This window comes from Carnobacterium sp. FSL W8-0810 (assembly GCF_038007125.1).
Lineage (GTDB): Bacteria > Bacillota > Bacilli > Lactobacillales > Carnobacteriaceae > Carnobacterium_B > Carnobacterium_B inhibens.
The window spans coordinates 297,304-318,510 of sequence record NZ_JBBOWO010000001.1 but is presented as its reverse complement, the minus strand read 5'-3'; the positions used below and the strand labels follow the sequence as shown (position 1 = coordinate 318,510).

Annotated in this window: 15 protein-coding genes, 8 tRNA genes, 4 rRNA genes and 1 riboswitch; of the genes, 26 read left to right on the top strand and 1 reads right to left on the bottom strand. The window is 38.5% G+C overall.

The features are described from left to right. The first annotated feature begins 202 nt into the window (after window positions 1–202). The 8 genes from NST49_RS01600 to NST49_RS01565 all read left to right on the top strand — a co-directional run bounded on the left by NST49_RS01600 (window position 203) and on the right by NST49_RS01565 (window position 7,798). Window positions 203–1,294: a D-alanine--D-alanine ligase gene (locus NST49_RS01600; protein WP_023176749.1), complete on the top strand. Its 1,092-nt coding sequence runs from the start codon at window positions 203–205 to the stop codon at window positions 1,292–1,294. A gap of 108 nt (window positions 1,295–1,402) precedes the next feature. Further along, window positions 1,403–2,791 (top strand): UDP-N-acetylmuramoyl-tripeptide--D-alanyl-D-alanine ligase, encoded by a 1,389-nt coding sequence (locus tag NST49_RS01595; RefSeq protein ID WP_023176750.1) that lies wholly within the window; start codon window positions 1,403–1,405, stop codon window positions 2,789–2,791. Between the two features lie 87 nt (window positions 2,792–2,878). Further along, window positions 2,879–3,589: a Bax inhibitor-1/YccA family protein gene (locus NST49_RS01590; RefSeq protein ID WP_034538143.1), complete on the top strand. Its 711-nt coding sequence runs from the start codon at window positions 2,879–2,881 to the stop codon at window positions 3,587–3,589. A gap of 470 nt (window positions 3,590–4,059) precedes the next feature. Beyond that, window positions 4,060–5,637, top strand: coding sequence for a DEAD/DEAH box helicase (locus tag NST49_RS01585; protein WP_023176752.1), 1,578 nt, complete (start codon window positions 4,060–4,062; stop codon window positions 5,635–5,637). Between the two features lie 221 nt (window positions 5,638–5,858). Then, the gene (acpS, locus tag NST49_RS01580) at window positions 5,859–6,209 is read left to right on the top strand and encodes a holo-ACP synthase (protein WP_023176753.1); all 351 of its coding nucleotides are present in this window, start codon (window positions 5,859–5,861) and stop codon (window positions 6,207–6,209) included. A 278-nt stretch (window positions 6,210–6,487) separates the two neighbouring features. After that, entirely contained in the window at window positions 6,488–6,736 is a 249-nt protein-coding gene (locus tag NST49_RS01575; RefSeq protein WP_023176754.1) for a hypothetical protein, read from the top strand. A gap of 27 nt (window positions 6,737–6,763) precedes the next feature. Continuing rightward, a complete protein-coding gene (locus NST49_RS01570; protein ID WP_023176755.1) occupies window positions 6,764–7,114 on the top strand; it encodes a type II toxin-antitoxin system PemK/MazF family toxin in 351 nt (116 codons plus the stop codon). Window positions 7,115–7,256: 142 nt separating this feature from the next. Continuing rightward, window positions 7,257–7,302: riboswitch (PreQ1 riboswitch) on the top strand. A 4-nt stretch (window positions 7,303–7,306) separates the two neighbouring features. After that, complete coding sequence (locus NST49_RS01565) at window positions 7,307–7,798, top strand: QueT transporter family protein (RefSeq protein ID WP_251166303.1); 492 nt, start codon at window positions 7,307–7,309, stop codon at window positions 7,796–7,798. A 111-nt stretch (window positions 7,799–7,909) separates the two neighbouring features. Here the strand turns inward: NST49_RS01565 and cbpA are convergent, their stop codons facing one another. After that, the gene (gene cbpA / locus NST49_RS01560; protein WP_023176757.1) at window positions 7,910–8,551 is read right to left on the bottom strand and encodes a cyclic di-AMP binding protein CbpA; all 642 of its coding nucleotides are present in this window, start codon (window positions 8,549–8,551) and stop codon (window positions 7,910–7,912) included. A gap of 220 nt (window positions 8,552–8,771) precedes the next feature. Here cbpA and NST49_RS01555 point away from each other — a divergent pair, with 220 nt between their 5' ends. The 18 genes from NST49_RS01555 (at window position 8,772) to glmM (ending at window position 21,075) form a co-directional block, all read left to right on the top strand. Beyond that, window positions 8,772–9,479: an O-methyltransferase gene (locus tag NST49_RS01555; protein ID WP_023176758.1), complete on the top strand. Its 708-nt coding sequence runs from the start codon at window positions 8,772–8,774 to the stop codon at window positions 9,477–9,479. Window positions 9,480–9,940: 461 nt separating this feature from the next. After that, a 16S ribosomal RNA gene (locus NST49_RS01550) occupies window positions 9,941–11,502 on the top strand. A gap of 93 nt (window positions 11,503–11,595) precedes the next feature. Continuing rightward, a tRNA-Ala gene (locus tag NST49_RS01545) sits at window positions 11,596–11,668 on the top strand. Between the two features lie 159 nt (window positions 11,669–11,827). Beyond that, window positions 11,828–14,748: ribosomal RNA gene (locus NST49_RS01540) — 23S ribosomal RNA — on the top strand. 91 nt (window positions 14,749–14,839) lie between these two features. After that, window positions 14,840–14,955 (top strand): 5S ribosomal RNA (gene rrf / locus NST49_RS01535). Together the 16S, 23S and 5S rRNA genes with 3 tRNA genes alongside form the textbook arrangement of a ribosomal RNA operon. Window positions 14,956–14,971: 16 nt before the next feature. Next, window positions 14,972–15,045: transfer RNA gene (locus tag NST49_RS01530), tRNA-Asn, on the top strand. Window positions 15,046–15,084: 39 nt separating this feature from the next. Further along, window positions 15,085–15,157 (top strand) — tRNA-Thr (locus tag NST49_RS01525). 139 nt (window positions 15,158–15,296) lie between these two features. Then, window positions 15,297–16,295: a zinc-binding dehydrogenase gene (locus NST49_RS01520; RefSeq protein WP_341046686.1), complete on the top strand. Its 999-nt coding sequence runs from the start codon at window positions 15,297–15,299 to the stop codon at window positions 16,293–16,295. Between the two features lie 94 nt (window positions 16,296–16,389). Beyond that, the gene (locus tag NST49_RS01515; protein WP_023176760.1) at window positions 16,390–16,668 is read left to right on the top strand and encodes a GNAT family N-acetyltransferase; all 279 of its coding nucleotides are present in this window, start codon (window positions 16,390–16,392) and stop codon (window positions 16,666–16,668) included. Window positions 16,669–16,873: 205 nt separating this feature from the next. Beyond that, a tRNA-Glu gene (locus NST49_RS01510) sits at window positions 16,874–16,945 on the top strand. A 22-nt stretch (window positions 16,946–16,967) separates the two neighbouring features. Continuing rightward, window positions 16,968–17,040 (top strand) — tRNA-Thr (locus NST49_RS01505). Window positions 17,041–17,082: 42 nt separating this feature from the next. After that, window positions 17,083–17,166, top strand: a tRNA-Tyr gene (locus NST49_RS01500). Window positions 17,167–17,170: 4 nt separating this feature from the next. After that, window positions 17,171–17,242, top strand: a tRNA-Gln gene (locus NST49_RS01495). Window positions 17,243–17,280: 38 nt separating this feature from the next. Beyond that, window positions 17,281–17,396 (top strand): 5S ribosomal RNA (rrf, locus tag NST49_RS01490). A gap of 15 nt (window positions 17,397–17,411) precedes the next feature. Further along, a tRNA-Lys gene (locus NST49_RS01485) sits at window positions 17,412–17,484 on the top strand. A gap of 178 nt (window positions 17,485–17,662) precedes the next feature. Beyond that, window positions 17,663–18,502: a diadenylate cyclase CdaA gene (cdaA, locus tag NST49_RS01480; RefSeq protein WP_023176761.1), complete on the top strand. Its 840-nt coding sequence runs from the start codon at window positions 17,663–17,665 to the stop codon at window positions 18,500–18,502. After that, entirely contained in the window at window positions 18,502–19,662 is a 1,161-nt protein-coding gene (locus tag NST49_RS01475) for a CdaR family protein (RefSeq protein ID WP_341046683.1), read from the top strand. The genes cdaA and NST49_RS01475 overlap by 1 nt, the downstream gene beginning before the upstream one ends. A 54-nt stretch (window positions 19,663–19,716) precedes the next feature. Beyond that, window positions 19,717–21,075, top strand: coding sequence for a phosphoglucosamine mutase (gene glmM, locus NST49_RS01470; RefSeq protein WP_023176764.1), 1,359 nt, complete (start codon window positions 19,717–19,719; stop codon window positions 21,073–21,075). The last annotated feature ends 132 nt before the right edge of the window (window positions 21,076–21,207 follow it).

The window sequence follows — 21,207 nt, the reverse complement described above, 5'->3', positions numbered from 1 at the left end:
AAGCTCTAAAAGTGAACGAATTGGTTCAGTCTGGTAAGGGAAAGTTCTGCCAGATTGAATAGATGCGCTGCTTGAAGGGCTTTTTTTAATTGTTGTTTCGAAATATGTACGCTATTTTTATATAAAAAAATATGGTACAATACTTCTTGAATTATAAAGAGTTTGAGGTAAAGATACCTAAGTAAATTCGGAGGATAACTAAATGAAAATCTTTCTAGTATATGGTGGAAAGAGTGCAGAACACGATATTTCAATTCTGACTGCTTTTTCTATTATTAAAGAAGTGTATTATGATTATTATGAAGTAGAGCCTATATATATTACAAAGAGTGGGCAGTGGATAAAAGGTGCTATCATTCAACAAGCTAGCGATGTTGAGAATTCAGAGTCTTTAAAATTAACAGTTTCAGATAAAGCTCATTTTATAACTGGTGTAAATCAATCTTCTGAAGGTATATTGATTCAACCTTCAGATATAAAAGAAGAAAGCGCAGTAGTTTTTCCTGTTTTACATGGACCTAATGGAGAAGATGGAACAGTTCAAGGGCTATTTGAAGTCATTGGAATGCCTTATGTAGGGGCTGGTGTCTTAGCTAGTGCATGTGGCATGGATAAGATCATTAGTAAACAGCTTTTTCAACAAGCTGGTTTACCACAAGTTCCATATGTTCCTGTACGAAAAGTGCAATGGCTGAATGATCAAGAAAGTGTTTTTAAACAATGTGAAGGAACATTATTTTATCCAATGTATATAAAACCGGCTAATCTTGGTTCCAGTGTCGGAATTAGTAAAGCTGAGAATAGAGAAGATCTAATTAGTGCTATCGAATTAGCTTTACGCTATGACCGAAGAATTGTTGTTGAGCAAGGAATCGAGGCTAGAGAAATTGAAGTAGCTGTTCTGGGAAATGATGATATCCACGTTTCAGTTCCAGGTGAATTAGTGAAAACAGTTGATTTCTATGATTATGATTCAAAATACATCAACAATGACGTGGTCATGCAAATACCGGCTTTGGTTTCTGAAGAAGTTAATGTACGGTTACGTGAATATGCAGTGCGAGCTTTTCAAGCCCTTGATGGAAGTGGATTGAGTCGTTGTGATTTCTTTTTAACCAGCAATGAAGAGTTATTCATTAATGAGGTAAATACGATGCCTGGTTTCACCCAATTTAGTATGTATCCTACTCTATGGAAAAATACTGGGTTGAACTACGGCGATTTAGTTGAAGAATTGATTCAACTAGCTTTAAGAAGACATCAAGAGCGTCTGTCTTTTCAAGATAATGACTAACTATGAGTAATGAAAATTAGCGATAGAAACAGAGGCTGGGATGTATGTCCTGGTCTCTGTTTCTTTCAAGAACGGTGTTTTATTTAAGTGGAATTAAGGAGGGCAATTATGATTTCTTTAACAATAAAAGAAATTGCAGTAGCAGTGGGAGCGTTAAATGATACAAGTAAATGGTCAGATGAAAAAATAACATCAGTTGAATTCGATACGCGTAAATTAGTAAAAGGTTCATTATTTGTACCATTATTAGGGAACAACGATGGGCATGAATTTATTTTAAAAGCAATTGAAAATGGAGCTGTAGTTTCTTTGTGGAGTAAATCTTTAGCGAAATTACCTATTGAAGTAGAAGATGTTTTTCCTGTTATCCAAGTAAAAGATACGTTGCAAGCTTTGCAAGATTTAGCTAAATTCTATTTAGCTAAAATTCATCCCAAGGTAGTAGGAATTACCGGAAGCAATGGGAAAACGACTACAAAAGATATGACAGATGCTGTTTTATCTAGTCAATACCGTGTTCATAAGACCCAAGGAAATTTTAATAATCATATCGGTCTTCCAATAACGATTTTAGAAATGCCAGAAGACACTGAGGTTATCATTTTAGAAATGGGTATGAACCATGCTGGAGAAATCAAAGTGCTGTCCGAATTGGCTGAACCGGATGTTGCGGTTATAACAATGATCGGTGAGTCGCACATTGAGTTTTTTGGATCCAGAGCAGGGATTGCTGATGCTAAAATGGAAATTAGTTTAGGTTTAAAAGAAAATGGTGTGCTGATCTACCCAGGGGAAGAAATTTTATTGCAAGAAAGAGTCGGAAATTTAGCAGATAAACAATTGAAAACCTTTGGAACCGCTGAAACAAATGACTTGTATCCATTAAACATAAACGCTCAAATGAATCAAACAAGTTTTGTGACAAATGACGATCCGGATTTAACAATCGTTTTGCCTGTTTTAGGAACGTATAATGTCAACAATGCTTTAGCTGCATTATCGGTAGGGAAGGTTTTGGGTGTACCAGTTGAACAATCGGCGCCTAAACTTGCTCAATTTCAATTGACTAAAAATAGAACGGAATGGTTGGATGGTGTAAATGGTAGCAGTATCTTAAACGATGCTTATAACGCTAACCCTACTGCTATGAAAGCTGTGTTGGATAATTTTAGTACATTTGAAACTAATGGTAAGAGATTAGCTGTTTTAGGCGAAATGTTGGAACTTGGAGAACAGTCTTCAGAGTTACATCTAAGTGTGAAAGATTCTCTTAACCCGAGTCAAATCGATAAAGTTATTCTTTATGGGGACCAAATGAGTGTGTTGTATGAAGCCTTGAAAGAAAAATTTGATAAAGAAAATCTTTTTTATTTTACAGGGGGAAAAGAACCGCTGATTCAATTTGTTAAAGAACAACTTGAGCCGGGAGATTACATTTTATTAAAATCAAGTTTAGGAACAGATTTACTTTCTGTTGTAAGGGCGCTGCAAGCATAGGAATAAATAAATATGTCTAAAGACCGATTAACAAATAAGAAAAATTTGGTATACTGTACTAAAGATTAAATAGGAGGAATGATCCATATGAATACACCAAGAAAAGAAGTTTCCAATCAAGCAGTAAGCACAACAAGTATGTCTAAATTTTTCGCTTCGATTTATAGTTATATGGCATTAGGTTTAACGATAACAGGTATAACAGCTTTTTATGCAGCACAAAGCCCTTTTATTCTAAATTTAGTTTTTGGCACACGCTTCGGAATGATTGCTTTTTTTATAGCTGAAATTGCATTGGTTATGAAATTAGCATCTAATGGAGCTAAATTAAGATCTGCAGGTGCATCAATCATTGGATTTATTGCTTTTGCAATTATCAACGGGATTACGCTCTCTTCTATTTTCTTGTTGTATGATTTAGGAAGTATCGGAGCAGCATTTATTTCCACAGCAGCCTCATTTGCAGGTATGAGTCTAGTGGGATTTACAACTAAAAAGGATCTGACATCTTTAGGAGGACAATTAAGAGGTGCATTGATCGGATTGATTATTGCCATGTTAGTAAACGGGTTCTTCTTACAAAGTGGTCCTGCTGATATGGTTCTATCTTTTATCACAGTTGTAATTTTTATTGGCTTTACAGCTTATGATACTCAAAAATTAAAAGAACTGTATGTTCATTACTCTGGAGAACAAAACTTAGGAGCGTTGGCAATTAGCGGAGCTTTAAGTTTGTACCTAGATTTTATCAATATCTTTATCAGTTTATTACGCATCTTTGGTGGCGGAAGAGACTAATAATCAATCGTTTCAACTAGTTAAAATGAAACTAAAAGAGAGGCGTAAAATCTATCTTTTAGTTTTTTTGTAGAAAATTATGTCAATAAGATGAGCAAAAGATTGTGAAAGCGCAGACTAAAACAGGTGAATTCACAGATTCGAAAGAAAACACTTAAAGGAAACGTGTTCATGAAAACAAAAGGTCAAATCAATTGATAAACTAAAATATAAATGATAGAATAGTTTAGATTGAAGAACAATCTTTAATAAAAATAAAACCATCGAGGGTTTTGTGAAACTAGATAAGCAGATAAACTTGATAATAATTCAAGTTTTTTATATGAAATGAAAAACTTGGTGTACATTCAACCGAACGAACATCAAGTTTTTATATGGAGTTACAGCAACAGGTGCATTGATTAAACTAATGAAGGTGCCTGTATTTCGCAAAAATCTCTCTTTAAGGTTTTAAATTGGGAGGAAATATATTGAAATTTACAGAATTAGGATTAGCACCTGAATTATTGAAATCAGTAGAACGTTTAGGATTTGAGGAAGCAACACCGATCCAATCACAAACGATTCCACTAGCACTTGAAGGAAAAGACGTTATCGGGCAAGCACAAACAGGAACTGGTAAAACAGCTGCATTTGGTTTACCAATGTTACAAAAAATTGATGTAACCAATCGTAATGTACAAGGTTTAGTTATTGCACCTACTCGTGAATTAGCTATCCAAACACAAGAAGAATTATTCCGTTTAAGCCGCGATAAAAAAATCCGTGTTCAAGTTGTTTATGGTGGAGCTGATATCAGTCGCCAAATTCGTGCTTTAAAAGACGCACCGCATATTGTTGTCGGTACACCAGGTCGTTTATTAGACCACATCAAACGTAAAACATTAAAACTAGGACATGTTGAAACATTAGTACTAGATGAAGCAGACGAAATGTTGAATATGGGATTCATCGATGACATTGAAACGATCATTCATGAAGTTCCAGATGTACGTCAAACATTATTATTCTCTGCTACAATGCCGCCTGCTATTAAACGCATAGGTGTTCGCTTTATGAAAGACCCTGAACATGTTCAAATTAAAGCAACTACAATGTCTGATAGTTTAATTGAACAATTTTTTGTACGTTGTAAAGACTTCGAAAAATTTGATATTATGACTCGTTTATTTGATGTTCAAACACCAGAATTGACAATCATTTTTGGCCGTACAAAACGTCGTGTAGACGAATTAGCTCGTGGATTAGAAGCTCGCGGATACCGTGCTGAAGGGATCCATGGCGATCTTTCTCAACAAAAACGTATGAGCGTGTTAAAATCTTTTAAAACAGGTAAATTAGATGTTTTAGTAGCAACTGACGTAGCAGCTCGTGGATTAGATATTTCCGGAGTTACACACGTATATAACTATGATATTCCTCAAGACCCAGAAAGCTATGTTCACCGTATTGGACGTACTGGTCGTGCAGGAAAAGAGGGTGTTTCTGTAACTTTCATTACACCTAATGAAATGGGATATTTGCGTGTTATTGAAGACTTAACGAAAAAAGCAATGACACCATTACGTCCACCAACAAATGCAGAAGCATTTGAAGGTCAAATCAAAGCGTCAATTGACGAAGTAGGTTCTATTATTGACGCTAATGGCTTGAATCGTTACGAAAAAGCTGCTGCACAATTATTAGAAACTTACACAGCTGAAGATCTTGCTGCTGCATTCTTGAAGAGTGTGACAAAAGACGCTGATGAAGTACCAGTTAAAATTACTCCAGAACGTCCATTACCAGGTCGTAAAGGCGGAAGCAGTCATGGCGGCGGAAGCAATCGAGGCGCAAGTAAAGGCGGATACCGTGGCGGAAATAACCGTAGTGGTAAACCTTCTGAACGTCGTGGTGGCGGAAGCTCAAGCGCTAGCGGAAAATGGAATAAAGATTCAAAACGTAGCGGAAGCGACAACCGTCGTAAAGACAGCCGTAGTAAATCTACTACTGATAGCCGTCGTAAAGCTGGCGGAGAACGCAAATTTACTATACGTGATAAAGACTAAACAAGTATATAAAAAGAGGCTTGAGACATTTGTCTCAAGCCTCTTTTTATATAGATAACAATAGAAAATAAAAATATTTTTAGAAACCTTTTAAACACGTCTGTTATTTTTCGTTTACAAGTGACAGGAGATGTATTATTTGATAATATTAGGATAATATTATAAAATTTAAGTTATGTAATAAGAAGAAGTAGGTTAGGTATAAAGAAGGTGGAGAAAGAATGATTATAGGAATCGGGTTAGATATAGCAGAAATTTCTCGCATAAAGGATGCCTATTTAAAAAGAGAGACTTTTTCTGAACGTGTACTTACACCCGCAGAACAAGAAATATTTTCTAGCTTAAAAGGTACTCGAAAGTTGGAATTTTTAGCTGGTAGATATGCAGCAAAAGAAGCTTTTTCAAAAGCCATGGGAACGGGTATTGGGAAGTTAGGTTTTCAGGATATTGAAATCATACCTGATCGTTATGGTAAACCGGTTGTTGAAAATTCCCCTTTCAAAGGACAAGTATTTCTTTCTATTACGCATACAGATTCAATTGTTGCTGCACAAGTAATTTTAGAAAAATAGAATAAGGAGAATAGATACAATAAAACAGATTGAAATTTAGATGTACATACGATGGCAGCGGGGCTTGAATTAATTAGAATTATTCCAATTAATTCAGAGTGAAAAGCTTAATTAATGCGTTAACATACTTAGAGATAAAATCAAATTTGTCTATAAAATGAAACTTAAGCTTTTAAGTTATCTGTAGTTTAAATGCTGTTCGTTTCATGTTACCATGTTCTTGAGGTGGATCCTTTTTTATGGGGTAGAAAAAGGCAATCTTTAGGAGGTATGGGGTAATGGATGAAAATGACAACATAATGAAAGTTAATTTAGCACCAGAGATTTACAAAGAAGTTAAAGAATATTGTGCAATTGCAAATATTGATGAAAATGAATTTGTTAATTCGGTTATGAATTATTTCTTGGAAGAAAATTTAATAATCTATGATACCATGCGCAAAGGATATGCAGAGATGTCTCGTATCAATCTTGATATTTGTGATGAATTTGAAGTTTGTGAAAAAGAGGTCGGTGCCCAATTCTAACCAGGTATTATAAGGAGGAAAATGCCTATGGTAAGACGGGGAGAGATTTATTATGCTGATTTGTCGCCAGTTGTAGGTTCGGAACAAGGTGGAATGCGTCCAGTTTTGATTATTCAAAATAATGTCGGCAACCATTACAGTCCAACCGTTATTATTGCAGCGATAACAGCTAAAATCCAAAAGGCTAAGATGCCTACCCATGTCGAAATATCAGCAGAAGAATATAATCTTGAAAAAAATTCTGTTGTCTTATTAGAACAAATAAGGACGATCGACAAACAACGTTTACGAGAAAAAGTGACTCAATTAGATTTTAAAATGATGAAAAAAATAGACGAAGCACTTGAAATAAGTGTGGGATTGTCTGGACATATATAATACTTCTCAGAACACATAACAAAAGTGATTAAAGCATTCGCAAATTTAGGAGTGCTTTTTGTTTGTCTTTTTATTGAAAGTACATTTAAGTACTGAAACAAAATTGAATAAATAGGGTTTAAATGGTATGCTGTAACAGTTGTAAAACGTGGTTCGTTGACCATCCCACGAAAAAAAACTAGGAGGAACAAAATGAAAATAAGAACTTTGGTAATAAATGCTGTAATTGCATCATTGTATGTAGTGGTTACTTCATTGCTAGCCTTTATGTCATTTGGGGCAATCCAATTTAGAATAGCAGAAATGTTAAACCATTTAGCTGTCTTTAATAAAAAATACATCATCGGAATAGTTGGTGGAGTGCTTATTTCTAATCTTTTTTTCTCAACTATGGTCGTGTATGATCTAGTATTTGGGGTTGCGCATTCGCTTCTTTCTTTGCTTATAATGAGCGGTATAACAAGGAAAATTACAAATGTTTGGATAAAGATGAGTATAAATACACTTTGTTTCACCCTGGGTTCAGTGTTGATTGCTTGGGAATTATACTTAGCATTGCAATTACCATTTTGGTTTAGCTACTTCACAGTAGCAATTGGAGAACTTGTCGTAATGGGCATAGGTATGCCAATTATGATTTATATTGATAAGAAAGTTCACTTCAATAAACAAATAGAAGGATAATAAGCCTAGGAGATGGTAAGTTGAACAATTTGTTATTTCCTCGGTTCAAAACTAAATGAATATAAAAAAGTGGTTGGAACATTGTTCCAACCACTTTTTAATTTAAAAACTTTAAATAGCATTCTTTAAATCTTCCACTTCAACAATGCGGAACCCTTTTTTGCTCAAAGCACTCGATAATTGTTTTACAATATCTTTTGTAACACCAGATTCTAAAGTGATCATAGTGCGACGAACTAAGTCATCTTGCTCAACATCTAAAGTAATGCAACTTGAAATTGAACAAAAACGATTAATGATTTTCGCCATATTTGCTAAATCGCCTTTTTGACCAGTCGAAGCGATCGTTAATACGTAACTTCCAGTGTTGACGTTCCAAGATTGTTGCAGCATATTCAATAAAGAGCTGTGAGTTAAAATTCCATAAAAACGATTGTCTTCATCCAATACTGAAATGTAAGGCAATTCTTTGATGGAGAAGAAAACTTTGAAAAAAGAAGCTTCGATAGAAATGAACTTTGTAGCATTTTTTAATAAATGAGTAACAGGTAAATTCATATCTCCGCCATTAGCTTTATGACGATAAATATGCATTTTGTAAATGTTCCCTCTGAAAATCGTTCCAGTTTCATCTAAGATAGGGACACAACGAAAACCTGAAGTTTCAAGTATATCGATTGCTTCTTGAAGAGTGACCGTTTCACTTACTGTAGTTAATTTTTTCTTTGGTATGCAAAGAGATTTTATAAGCATGACTGTATCCTCCTTTAAGGATTGGTTTGGTTTATTTAAGTTGATGATAACATATAGCCGGTAAGGTAGCCAATGCTTTTGAAAGTCAGGAAAAATTTTCTTCAGTAAGGTAAAGTAGTTAAGGAATAATAATTTTAACTTGTTTGAAAGTACGTAGCATTCTATAATAAAAAAGCAGATAGAAGGAAAAGATAGATACTATTAGAAGAGTGGGGAAAACATGGTAAGAAATGAAATGATGTATCGGCCAGTTGTGGATAAAGAAGTAGTAGAGTTTATGCGTAAAAAGCAAAAACCTCTAGATGGAAAATTAGGAGAAATTGAGCGACAAGCCAATAAAGACGGGGTGCCAATTATTCCTCATGAAACAGTTGTTTTTTTGAACTTGTTATTGGGTCAAATAAAGCCTAAACAAATTTTGGAGATTGGTGCTGCTATTGGTTTTTCTTCAAGTTTAATGTCGCAACACGTAGGTAAGGATGGTCATGTCACGACGATTGATCGTTATGATTTAATGATTCAAAAAGCGAGAAAGAATTATGAAGAACTTGGGTTGACGGATAAAGTTACATTATTAGAAGGCCAAGCTGCGGATATACTTGCAACTCTGGATGGGCCGTATGATTTTATCTTTATGGACAGTGCGAAATCTAAATACTATGATTTCTTTCCAGATTGTATGCGGCTGTTAAAAGTTGGTGGAATGTTGATTGTAGATGATGTTTTACAAGGGGGAACGATCTTATCCCCCAAAGAAGATATTCCTAAAAATAGAAGAACTATTCACCGTAAGTTAAATGCCTTTCTAGAAGTAGTTATGCAACACCCTTCTTTAGAATCAAGTATTGTGCCTTTGGGTGATGGGTTGTTAATGGTTGTAAAAAAAGAGGATACTGATTTTTCTTTTATGGTTGAAGACAAAGAGTAAAGAAAAAGATTGGATTGCATTTTAATAAAAGATAATTATTGTATATTTTTTATTAAAATGCATTTTGAATAATAAAAATTAACTATTTGGTATTGACGAAAAAAGAAATTCTTGTTATAGTAGAACACGTTGTTACAGAAGAAGCAGCAACGTAAAAAAAGATGTGAAAATTAGTGTTGACAGCTAGGATGATACGTGTTACTATATTCTAGTCACCAAAACTAAAGTGAAGCGGTTACTTGGATAATTATACAGATAAAAAAATAATTATTAATAATCGTTGACAGCATAATGTGAAGGTGTTATACTTCAATAGTTGTCAGATGAAGAGATTGACCTTTGAAAACTAAACAAAGTAAGACGAACCAAATGTGAGGGTGACTCAGCATTGCTGAGTCAACAGTAACAAATATAGTGAATAATTATTCGCTAGCAATCAATAATGAGCTTCAAGCATCATTTTATATGAGAGTTTGATCCTGGCTCAGGACGAACGCTGGCGGCATGCCTAATACATGCAAGTCGAACGCTTTTGTTTCACCGGGTGCTTGCACCCACCGAGACAAAAGAGTGGCGGACGGGTGAGTAACACGTGGGTAACCTGCCCATAAGAGGGGGATAACATCCGGAAACGGATGCTAATACCGCATATTTCCAATTGTCTCCTGACAGATGGAAAAAAGGTGGCTTCGGCTACCGCTTATGGATGGACCCGCGGCGTATTAGCTAGTTGGTGAGGTAATGGCTCACCAAGGCGATGATACGTAGCCGACCTGAGAGGGTGATCGGCCACACTGGGACTGAGACACGGCCCAGACTCCTACGGGAGGCAGCAGTAGGGAATCTTCCGCAATGGACGAAAGTCTGACGGAGCAATGCCGCGTGAGTGAAGAAGGTTTTCGGATCGTAAAACTCTGTTGTTAGAGAAGAACAAGGATGAGAGTAACTGCTCATCCCCTGACGGTATCTAACCAGAAAGCCACGGCTAACTACGTGCCAGCAGCCGCGGTAATACGTAGGTGGCAAGCGTTGTCCGGATTTATTGGGCGTAAAGCGAGCGCAGGCGGTTCTTTAAGTCTGATGTGAAAGCCCCCGGCTCAACCGGGGAGGGTCATTGGAAACTGGAGAACTTGAGTGCAGAAGAGGAGAGTGGAATTCCACGTGTAGCGGTGAAATGCGTAGATATGTGGAGGAACACCAGTGGCGAAGGCGACTCTCTGGTCTGTAACTGACGCTGAGGCTCGAAAGCGTGGGGAGCAAACAGGATTAGATACCCTGGTAGTCCACGCCGTAAACGATGAGTGCTAAGTGTTGGAGGGTTTCCGCCCTTCAGTGCTGCAGCTAACGCATTAAGCACTCCGCCTGGGGAGTACGACCGCAAGGTTGAAACTCAAAGGAATTGACGGGGACCCGCACAAGCGGTGGAGCATGTGGTTTAATTCGAAGCAACGCGAAGAACCTTACCAGGTCTTGACATCCTTTGACCACTCTAGAGATAGAGCTTTCCCTTCGGGGACAAAGTGACAGGTGGTGCATGGTTGTCGTCAGCTCGTGTCGTGAGATGTTGGGTTAAGTCCCGCAACGAGCGCAACCCCTATTATTAGTTGCCAGCATTCAGTTGGGCACTCTAGTGAGACTGCCGGTGATAAACCGGAGGAAGGTGGGGATGACGTCAAATCATCATGCCCCTTATGACCTGGGCTACACACGTGCTACAATGGATGGTACAACGAGTCGCAAGGTCGCGAGGCCAAGCTAATCTCTTAAAGCCATTCTCAGTTCGGATTGCAGGCTGCAACTCGCCTGCATGAAGCCGGAATCGCTAGTAATCGCGGATCAGCACGCCGCGGTGAATACGTTCCCGGGTCTTGTACACACCGCCCGTCACACCACGAGAGTTTGTAACACCCGAAGTCGGTGAGGTAACCCTTTTGGGAGCCAGCCGCCTAAGGTGGGACAGATAATTGGGGTGAAGTCGTAACAAGGTAGCCGTATCGGAAGGTGCGGCTGGATCACCTCCTTTCTAAGGAATATAACGGAAACCCACACATTCGTACTTACTTTGTTTAGTTTTGAGAGGTCAAAAATCTTTCATAATTAATTTAAATATGCTCTTGGGGCCTTAGCTCAGCTGGGAGAGCGCCTGCCTTGCACGCAGGAGGTCAGCGGTTCGATCCCGCTAGGCTCCATTGCAACTAATGTTGCAAAAAAAGTTGTTCTTTGAAAACTGGATAAAGTTAAAAATTGTAATTCAAGTAAGAAACCAGAAACACACCGAAAAGTTTTAAAAATGAGTTTTTTAAGGTTCTCATCGTAAGATGAGTATTGAACATTAACGATTAACCATAGGTTAAGTTAATAAGGGCGCACGGTGAATGCCTTGGCACTAGGAGCCGATGAAGGACGGGACTAACGCCGATATGCTTTGGGGAGCTGTAAGTAAGCTTTGATCCAAAGATTTCCGAATGGGGGAACCCAGCATCTTTGATAGGATGTTACTGCTAACTGAATACATAGGTTAGTAGAGGTAGACGCAGAGAACTGAAACATCTAAGTACCTGCAGGAAGAGAAAGAAAAATCGATTCCCTGAGTAGCGGCGAGCGAAACGGGAATAGCCCAAACCAGAAAGCTTGCTTTCTGGGGTTGTAGGACTGAACACATAGAGTCATAAATGGATTTGGTAGGAGAAGCGACCTGGAAAGGTCTGCCGAAGAAGGTAAAAGCCCTGTATCCGAAACCACATCCACTCTGATCAGTATCCTGAGTACGGCGGAACACGAGAAATTCCGTCGGAATCCGGGAGGACCATCTCCCAAGGCTAAATACTCCCTAGTGACCGATAGTGAACCAGTACCGTGAGGGAAAGGTGAAAAGAACCTCGGAAGAGGAGTGAAATAGCCCCTGAAACCGTGTGCCTACAAATAGTTAAAGCCCGTTAATGGGTGATAGCGTGCCTTTTGTAGAATGAACCGGCGAGTTACGATCCCATGCGAGGTTAAGTTGATGAGACGGAGCCGTAGCGAAAGCGAGTCTGAATAGGGCGAATGAGTATGTGGTCGTAGACCCGAAACCAAGTGATCTACCCATGTCCAGGTTGAAGGTGCGGTAATACGCACTGGAGGACCGAACCCACGTATGTTGAAAAATGCGGGGATGAGGTGTGGGTAGCGGAGAAATTCCAATCGAACTTGGAGATAGCTGGTTCTCTCCGAAATAGCTTTAGGGCTAGCCTCGGAATTAGAATCATGGAGGTAGAGCAACTGTTTGGACTAGGGGCCCTTCTCGGGTTACCGAATTCAGATAAACTCCGAATGCCATTGATTTATATCCGGGAGTCAGACTGCGAGTGATAAGATCCGTAGTCGAAAGGGAAACAGCCCAGACCACCAGCTAAGGTCCCAAAGTTTATGTTAAGTGGAAAAGGATGTGGAGTTGCTTAGACAACTAGGATGTTGGCTCAGAAGCAGCCATCATTTAAAGAGTGCGTAATAGCTCACTAGTCGAGTGACCCTGCGCCGAAAATTTACCGGGGCTAAACATAACACCGAAGCTGTGGATAGAACCATTGGTTCTATGGTAGGAGAGCGTTCTAAGGGCGTTGAAGCTAGATCGTGAGGACTAGTGGAGCGCTTAGAAGTGAGAATGCCGGTATGAGTAGCGAAAGACGGGTGAGAATCCCGTCCACCGAATGACTAAGGTTTCCTGGGGAAGGCTCGTCCTCCCAGGGTTAGTCGGGACCTAAGTCGAGGCCGAATGGCGTAGACGATGGACAACAGGTTGAGATTCCTGTACCAGTTTGTTTTGTTTGAACAATGGAGGGACACAGTAGGCTAAGGAATACGCGCTGTTGGATATGCGCGTCCAAGCAACAAGTTTTGAAGTGAGTCAAATGCTTGCTTCTTTAAGAACAAGTTGTGATGGGGAGGGAAATTAAGTACCGAAGTTCCCGATGTCACACTGTCAAGAAAAGCTTCTAGTTAGAAACAAACTGCCCGTACCGCAAACCGACACAGGTAGTCGAGGAGAGAATCCTAAGGTGTGCGAGAGAACTCTCGTTAAGGAACTCGGCAAAATGACCCCGTAACTTCGGGAGAAGGGGTGCTGACCAATTGGTCAGCCGCAGTGAATAGGCCCAGGCGACTGTTTATCAAAAACACAGGTCTCTGCAAAATCGTAAGATGACGTATAGGGGCTGACGCCTGCCCGGTGCTGGAAGGTTAAGAGGATGGGTTAGCTCTCGGGCGAAGCTCAGAATTGAAGCCCCAGTAAACGGCGGCCGTAACTATAACGGTCCTAAGGTAGCGAAATTCCTTGTCGGGTAAGTTCCGACCCGCACGAAAGGCGTAACGATCTGGGCACTGTCTCAACGAGAGACTCGGTGAAATTATAGTACCTGTGAAGATGCAGGTTACCCGCGACAGGACGGAAAGACCCCATGGAGCTTTACTGCAGTTTGATATTGAGTGTTTGTACAGCTTGTACAGGATAGGTAGGAGCCATTGAAGCCAGGACGCCAGTCTTGGTGGAGGCGTTGGTGGGATACTACCCTTGCTGTATGACCACTCTAACCCACAGCCCTTATCGGGCTGGGAGACAGTGTCTGACGGGCAGTTTGACTGGGGCGGTCGCCTCCTAAAGTGTAACGGAGGCGCCCAAAGGTTCCCTCAGAATGGTTGGAAATCATTCGCAGAGTGTAAAGGCATAAGGGAGCTTGACTGCGAGACCTACAAGTCGAGCAGGGACGAAAGTCGGGCTTAGTGATCCGGTGGTTCCGCATGGAAGGGCCATCGCTCAACGGATAAAAGCTACCCTGGGGATAACAGGCTTATCTCCCCCAAGAGTCCACATCGACGGGGAGGTTTGGCACCTCGATGTCGGCTCATCGCATCCTGGGGCTGTAGTCGGTCCCAAGGGTTGGGCTGTTCGCCCATTAAAGCGGTACGCGAGCTGGGTTCAGAACGTCGTGAGACAGTTCGGTCCCTATCCGTCGCGGGCGTAGGAAATTTGAGAGGAGCTGTCCTTAGTACGAGAGGACCGGGATGGACACACCTCTGGTGTACCAGTTGTTCTGCCAAGGGCATTGCTGGGTAGCTATGTGTGGACGGGATAAACGCTGAAAGCATCTAAGCGTGAAGCCCCCCTCAAGATGAGATTTCCCATCACGTAAGTGAGTAAGACCCCTGAGAGATGATCAGGTTGATAGGTTGGAAGTGGAAGTCTAGCGATAGATGGAGCGGACCAATACTAATCGGTCGAGGACTTAACCAAAGAATAAACGGTGTACGACGGTTTCTAAACGAAGAACAAACTTTTAACTTATCCAGTTTTGAGAGAACAACGTTCTCTAGATTGAAATTTGTGTGGTGGCGATGGCAAGAAGGTCACACCTGTTCCCATGCCGAACACAGCAGTTAAGCTTCTTAGCGCCGATGGTAGTGAAGGGTTTCCCTTTGTGAGAGTAGGACGCTGCCACGCAGATTCAATTAATTATTCCGCAATAGCTCAGTTGGTAGTAGCGCATGACTGTTAATCATGATGTCGTAGGTTCGAGTCCTACTTGCGGAGTTCTTTTTTTTTGCAAATAAATAGTATTGATTTAGTAGTGCCGCTTTAGCTCAGTCGGTAGAGCGCTTCCATGGTAAGGAAGAGGTCGCCGGTTCGAATCCGGCAAGTGGCTTACGAATAATACGATAGAAGAGACCTTGATCTTAGGGGTCTCTTTTTCGTTTGAATAAATTTTATTAGAGCTCTCTCTTTGTGTCTGACTTGAAGTACTGATATACTTAAAGGTAGAAAAGTAAGACGAAGAGAGGAAGATGAATTTGAAAGCTTTAGTACATGAAAAGATTGAAGGAATACAAGGACTTAGCCTTAAAGATATTAAAACTAACAATTTGGGCAAGAATGATGTACGTATTAAAATTAAAACTATAGGTTTAAATCACCGAGATTTAGCAACCATTGAAAGCCACAAAAATATAAGCGAGCCTTTAATAACTGGATCGGATGGAGCAGGAATTATCAGTGAAATAGGCTCAGAGGTATCTTTATTTAAAGTAGGAGATGAAGTAATAATAAATCCTAGTATTGGGTGGACAACTAAAAGTGAAGCCCCTCCAGAAAAATTTCAAATATTAGGAAATCCATTACAAGGTACATTCTCAGAAGAATTTGTTAGTAATGAACAATTTATAGCCTTAAAACCAAAATATTTAACGTGGGAGGAAGCTGGAGTTCTTTCTTTGAGTGCATTGACTGCGTACAGAGCCCTTTTTACAAAAGGAGAAGTCTCCAGTCTGCAAACTATTCTTATCCCAGGAATTGGTGGCGGCGTGGCTACTTATATGCTTCAATTTGCTAAGGCAGTTGGTGCGAAAGTTTATGTGACCTCGCGTTCAAAAGAAAAATTAGAAGAAGCTCTAAATTTAGGAGCAGATAAAATTATAGACAGTCATAAGGATTGGGAAACAGAATTAGATGGAGAAAAAGTAGATATTGTAATAGAGTCAGTAGGAGCCGCAACTTTTAATCAATCATTAAAACAATTAAAAAAAGGAGGAATAATGGTTTTATTTGGGTCTTCCACAGGTGATAAAGTTGAATTTAATCTAAGAGAATTCTTTTATGGACAATATACATTAAAAGGAACAACTATGGGAAGTAAAGATGAGTATGAGGAAATGCTGCGTTTTATCGAAACTCATTCCATAAAACCTATTATTGATAGTGTGTATGATATTGAAAATTATGAAATGGCGTTTAATCGATTAAATAATGCTGAACAAATGGGGAAAATTGTGCTTCGCTTTAAGTAAGTAATAATGTACTATGGTTTTTGTAAGGCTTTTCTTGGTATCTAATTCAAGAAGTGTTAAACTTAAAGAAGTAAATTAAAAAGGAAGTGTTAACATGGAATTTGAAAAAAATGGAAATAGTTTCTTTAAAAATGATGAATCAGGAAAGTTAATTGCAGAAGTAACTTATGTCCCTTCTGGTGAAGATAAGGTGATTTTAGATCACACATTTGTAGATCCTTCATTAAGAGGTCAAGGAATTGCAGCACAACTTGTTGATAAAGTAGTAGAAGAAATGGAAAAAGAAGGTAAGAAAATTGTTCCTCTTTGTCCATATGCAAAAGCTTTATTTGATCGGAAACCGGAAAAGTATAAAAGTATAGAAGCTGAATAGTGAACAGGTATTGAATTAACTGATTTTTTTTGGTAAGGTGGCTATGGATTAGTAATTGTTCATAGTCCCTTTTTTATTTCACATCTAAATAATAGTTTTAAGATTATAAAATGATTAAAAATACAAAAAAATGAAAGAATAGTCTTTACATTTACGTGAATTATTTATATAATATATCTTGTGCTTGAATAGTTCTAGCAATTTTGGCCCGTTGGTCAAGCGGTTAAGACACCGCCCTTTCACGGCGGTATCACGGGTTCGATTCCCGTACGGGTCATATTCTTTATTATTAAATATTTGCCGGCTTAGCTCAGTTGGTAGAGCATCTGAATCGTAATCAGAGGGTCGAGGGTTCAACTCCTTTAGCCGGCATACGTTTAGTTGGTCATTTGATATTAAAGATAATTTAATTATGGAGGGGTAGCGAAGTGGCTAAACGCGGCGGACTGTAAATCCGCTCCTTCGGGTTCGGCAGTTCGAATCTGCCCCCCTCCACCATTTATGGGCTATAGCCAAGCGGTAAGGCAAGGGACTTTGACTCCCTCACGCGTTGGTTCGAATCCAGCTAGCCCAGTTGCATTAATATGCAAGAAAGATACAAAATGAAAATTGTGTGGTGATGATGGCAAGAAGGTCACACCTGTTCCCATGCCGAACACAGTAGTTAAGCTTCTAAGCGCCGATGGTAGTGAAGGGTTTCCCTTTGTGAGAGTAGGACGTTGCCATGCAAATTCATTTTAAATGAGTCATTAGCTCAGTTGGTAGAGCATCTGACTTTTAATCAGAGGGTCGCAGGTTCGAATCCTGCATGACTCATAACAGCAGCTTGTAACGGATAAACGTTACAAGCTTTTTTTGTATTTAAAAATAATAATTCGATTAATTTTTAGAATAATTAACGGGTATTAAATAGATAGATTAGTGTTATTCGTAAGAAATAATATGGTATAATACACAATGGGTGACAATCAGAAACATTATCGGAGGTGCGCATATGTCTATAGATTGGTCACAAGTAGTAACGTGGCGCAATTTTCTAAATGTAGTAGATATATTAGTGGTGACATTTTTTATCTATCAACTTATTAAAATTTTGCGTGGTACAAGAGCTGTACAATTATTAAAAGGAATTGCCGTTATCATAATCATAAAGATAGTTAGTTTCTTCTTGGAATTGCAGACAGTTGATTGGATCGTAGATTTAGTTATTCAATGGAGTGTCTTAGCAATGATTATTATTTTCCAACCTGAAATGCGGAGAGGACTAGAACATCTTGGACGCGGATCATTTTTTAATCGAACAAAAAGAAAAGTTAATCCTGGAGAAAACTTAGTTCAGCATTTGGTAAAGGCTGTTCAATATATGGCAAAAAGAAGAATTGGTGCTTTGATTTCTATCCAAATGGATACAGAACTAGATGAGTTTATTGGAACGGGTATCCCATTAGATGCAGATATCTCTAGTGAGTTATTGATTAATATTTTTATACCCAATACACCATTACATGATGGAGCAGTTATTATTAGAGATTATAAAATTGCGTCTGCGGCTAGTTATTTGCCACTGTCAGAAAGTACGCTTATCTCTAAAGAACTTGGGACAAGGCATCGTGCTGCAATTGGTTTAAGTGAAGTAACGGATGCTATAACGATTATTGTTTCTGAAGAAACTGGTGGAGTAAGTGTTTCGTATAAAGGTGAATTGTTAAGAGAATTATCTAAAGAAGATTTTGAAAAATTCTTAAGTAAAAACTTGATTATTGTTGAAGAAGAAGAAAAGAAAAATTCTTTTCAAGAAATGGTGGATAGTTTTAAAAAGGGGGCTTCTAAATAATGGAGAAAATTTACAATAATCCATGGTTTATGAAGATCATTGCACTCGCATTTGCTATTCTTCTTTTTACGTATGTAAACAGCAGTAATAATAGGGTACAGACTAGCGGAATCGATGGATTGAGTGCTTCTACAACCGACACGATATTTGAAGTGCCAATAGTTGTTGAAATTGACCAAGGTAATTACTATGTAACAGGTTTTCCAGAAACTGTTTCAGTAGAAATATCGGGGCCTTCAAGTATTGTATTAAATACGAAAACAACTAAAAATTTTGATGTTGTAGCAGCTGATTTAGATAATTTAGGTGTAGGGACTCATACTATTGAATTAGTTGCGGAAGGACTGTCACCTCAATTAGACTACAAGATTATGCCAGAAGAAGTAACGATAACAATCGAAGAAAAAAAAGTTGAAACGTTTAGTGTGGATGTTGAATTTGATAACTCACTCATAAATGAAAAATTTAAAGCAGGTTCGCCTTCTTTAAATTACGAAACTGTTGAATTAACAGGGACTGCTTCTACTATTGACCAGGTTGATATAGTTAAGGTTGTGGTCAACAAAGAAGAAGATATTACAGAGGATATCGTTCAAACTTTGCCGATTGTAGTTATGGATGCTGAGGGAAATAAATTAGATGTTGAGCTTAACCCTAAGGAAGTAACGGTAACCATACCAGTTACACCAGTACTTAAAGAAGTACCTATTGTATTGAATCAAGCGGGTACTGGCGATGAGAATTTGAATTATGAATTAGGCATCAGCAATCAATCCGCTACGACAGTTGCTATACAAGCTGAAGCTGGTCTATTAGATAGCTTAAGCAGTTATCCAGTTGATATCGATGTAACGGATATCACTAAAACAACTAAACAAACAATTGAATTACCTGTACTTGAAGGTGTAACAGCTATAGAACCAGAAAAAATTGAGGTTACGGTGACAGTTACTGAAAAAAAGTCACAAGAGAATAATCAAAACACAACAGAATCGAATCAGAGTAGTTCAAGTTCTAGTTCAAATTCAAGCGAGTCTAATTCATCTAATGGATCAACACAAGAAGAAATCGAAGACTCAGTAAGTGAATCTTCCTCAACATCATCGAGTGAAGGCTCTGTTGACTCATCTAGTGAATCCAATGAAGAAGAAAATGAATAAGAAAAAGTAAACCTAGATAGATAAGGTTTAAACTTTGAAAAGGGGAATATTAGAATGGGAAAATATTTTGGAACAGATGGAGTAAGAGGAGTTGCTAACTCTGAGTTAACTCCAGAATTAGCTTTTAAATTGGGACGATATGGCGGGTATGTTTTAACACAACACGCTGAAGGAGAAGAACATCCACGTGTTTTAGTTGGAAGAGATACACGTATCTCTGGTGAAATGTTAGAATCAGCTTTGATTGCTGGTCTTTTATCAGTTGGAATTGAAGTAATGAAATTAGGTGTTATTTCAACTCCGGGAGTAGCTTACTTAACACGTATTCAAGGGGCTGCAGCTGGTGTCATGATTTCAGCTTCACACAACCCAGCGCCGGATAATGGGATTAAATTCTTTGGATCAGATGGGTTTAAATTATTTGACGATACTGAATTAGAAATTGAAGCGTTATTAGATGAAGATCAAGATAACTTACCTCGCCCGAGTGCAAATGGATTAGGTACGGTAGATGAATACCCTGAAGGAGCATTAAAATACACTCAATTTTTACAACAAACCATTCCAAATGATTTAGATGGAATACAAGTGTGTTTAGATGGCGCCAATGGAGCAACAAGTCCGCTTCTTAATCGGTTATTCGCAGATCTAGAAACAGAATTTGATGTTATGGCTTCTGCGCCTAATGGCTTAAATATCAACGATGGTGTTGGTTCAACACATCCTGAAAAATTAGCTGAATTTGTAATTGAAAAAGGAGCAGATGTCGGTTTAGCATTTGATGGAGATGGAGATAGAGTTATCGCTGTTGATGAGTTAGGAAATATCATTGATGGAGATAAAATTATGTTTATTTGTGGGAAATACTTGCAAGAAAAAGGCCGTTTGAAAAAAGATACGATTGTTTCTACGGTTATGAGTAATCTAGGTTTCCATAAAGCAATTGAAGCAAATAATATGATCGCTCTTCAAACTCAAGTTGGAGACCGTTATGTTGTAGAAGAAATGCGTAAAAATGGCTATAATTTTGGTGGAGAACAGTCAGGACATATGGTGTTTTTAGATTACAATACAACTGGTGATGGAATGTTATCAGGAATCCAATTGCTGAATGTAATGAAAGAAACAGGTAAAAAACTTTCAGAACTAGCTGCTGAAGTTCAAACTTATCCGCAAAAACTAGTTAATATTCGTGTTAGCGATAAAAATGGAGCAATGAATGTTCCAGCTATTAAATCGATAATCGATGAAGTTGAAAGTGAAATGAATGGAGATGGACGTATCTTAGTTCGTCCAAGCGGAACAGAACCATTGTTGCGTGTCATGGCAGAAGCTCCAACACAAGAAAAAGTAAATCTATATGTTGATCGTATTGCTTCTGTAGTGAAAGAAGAAATCGGATTAGCTGAATAAATTAAAGAAACTCTACACCCTATTTTCAGATAGGAGGTAGAGCTTTTTTTATGCTGTTTGTCCAGATGAAATGATAGTTTTGGTGGTTTAGAGGTGAATGGGAAATTATTTTTTGTTGCATAATCAATATCA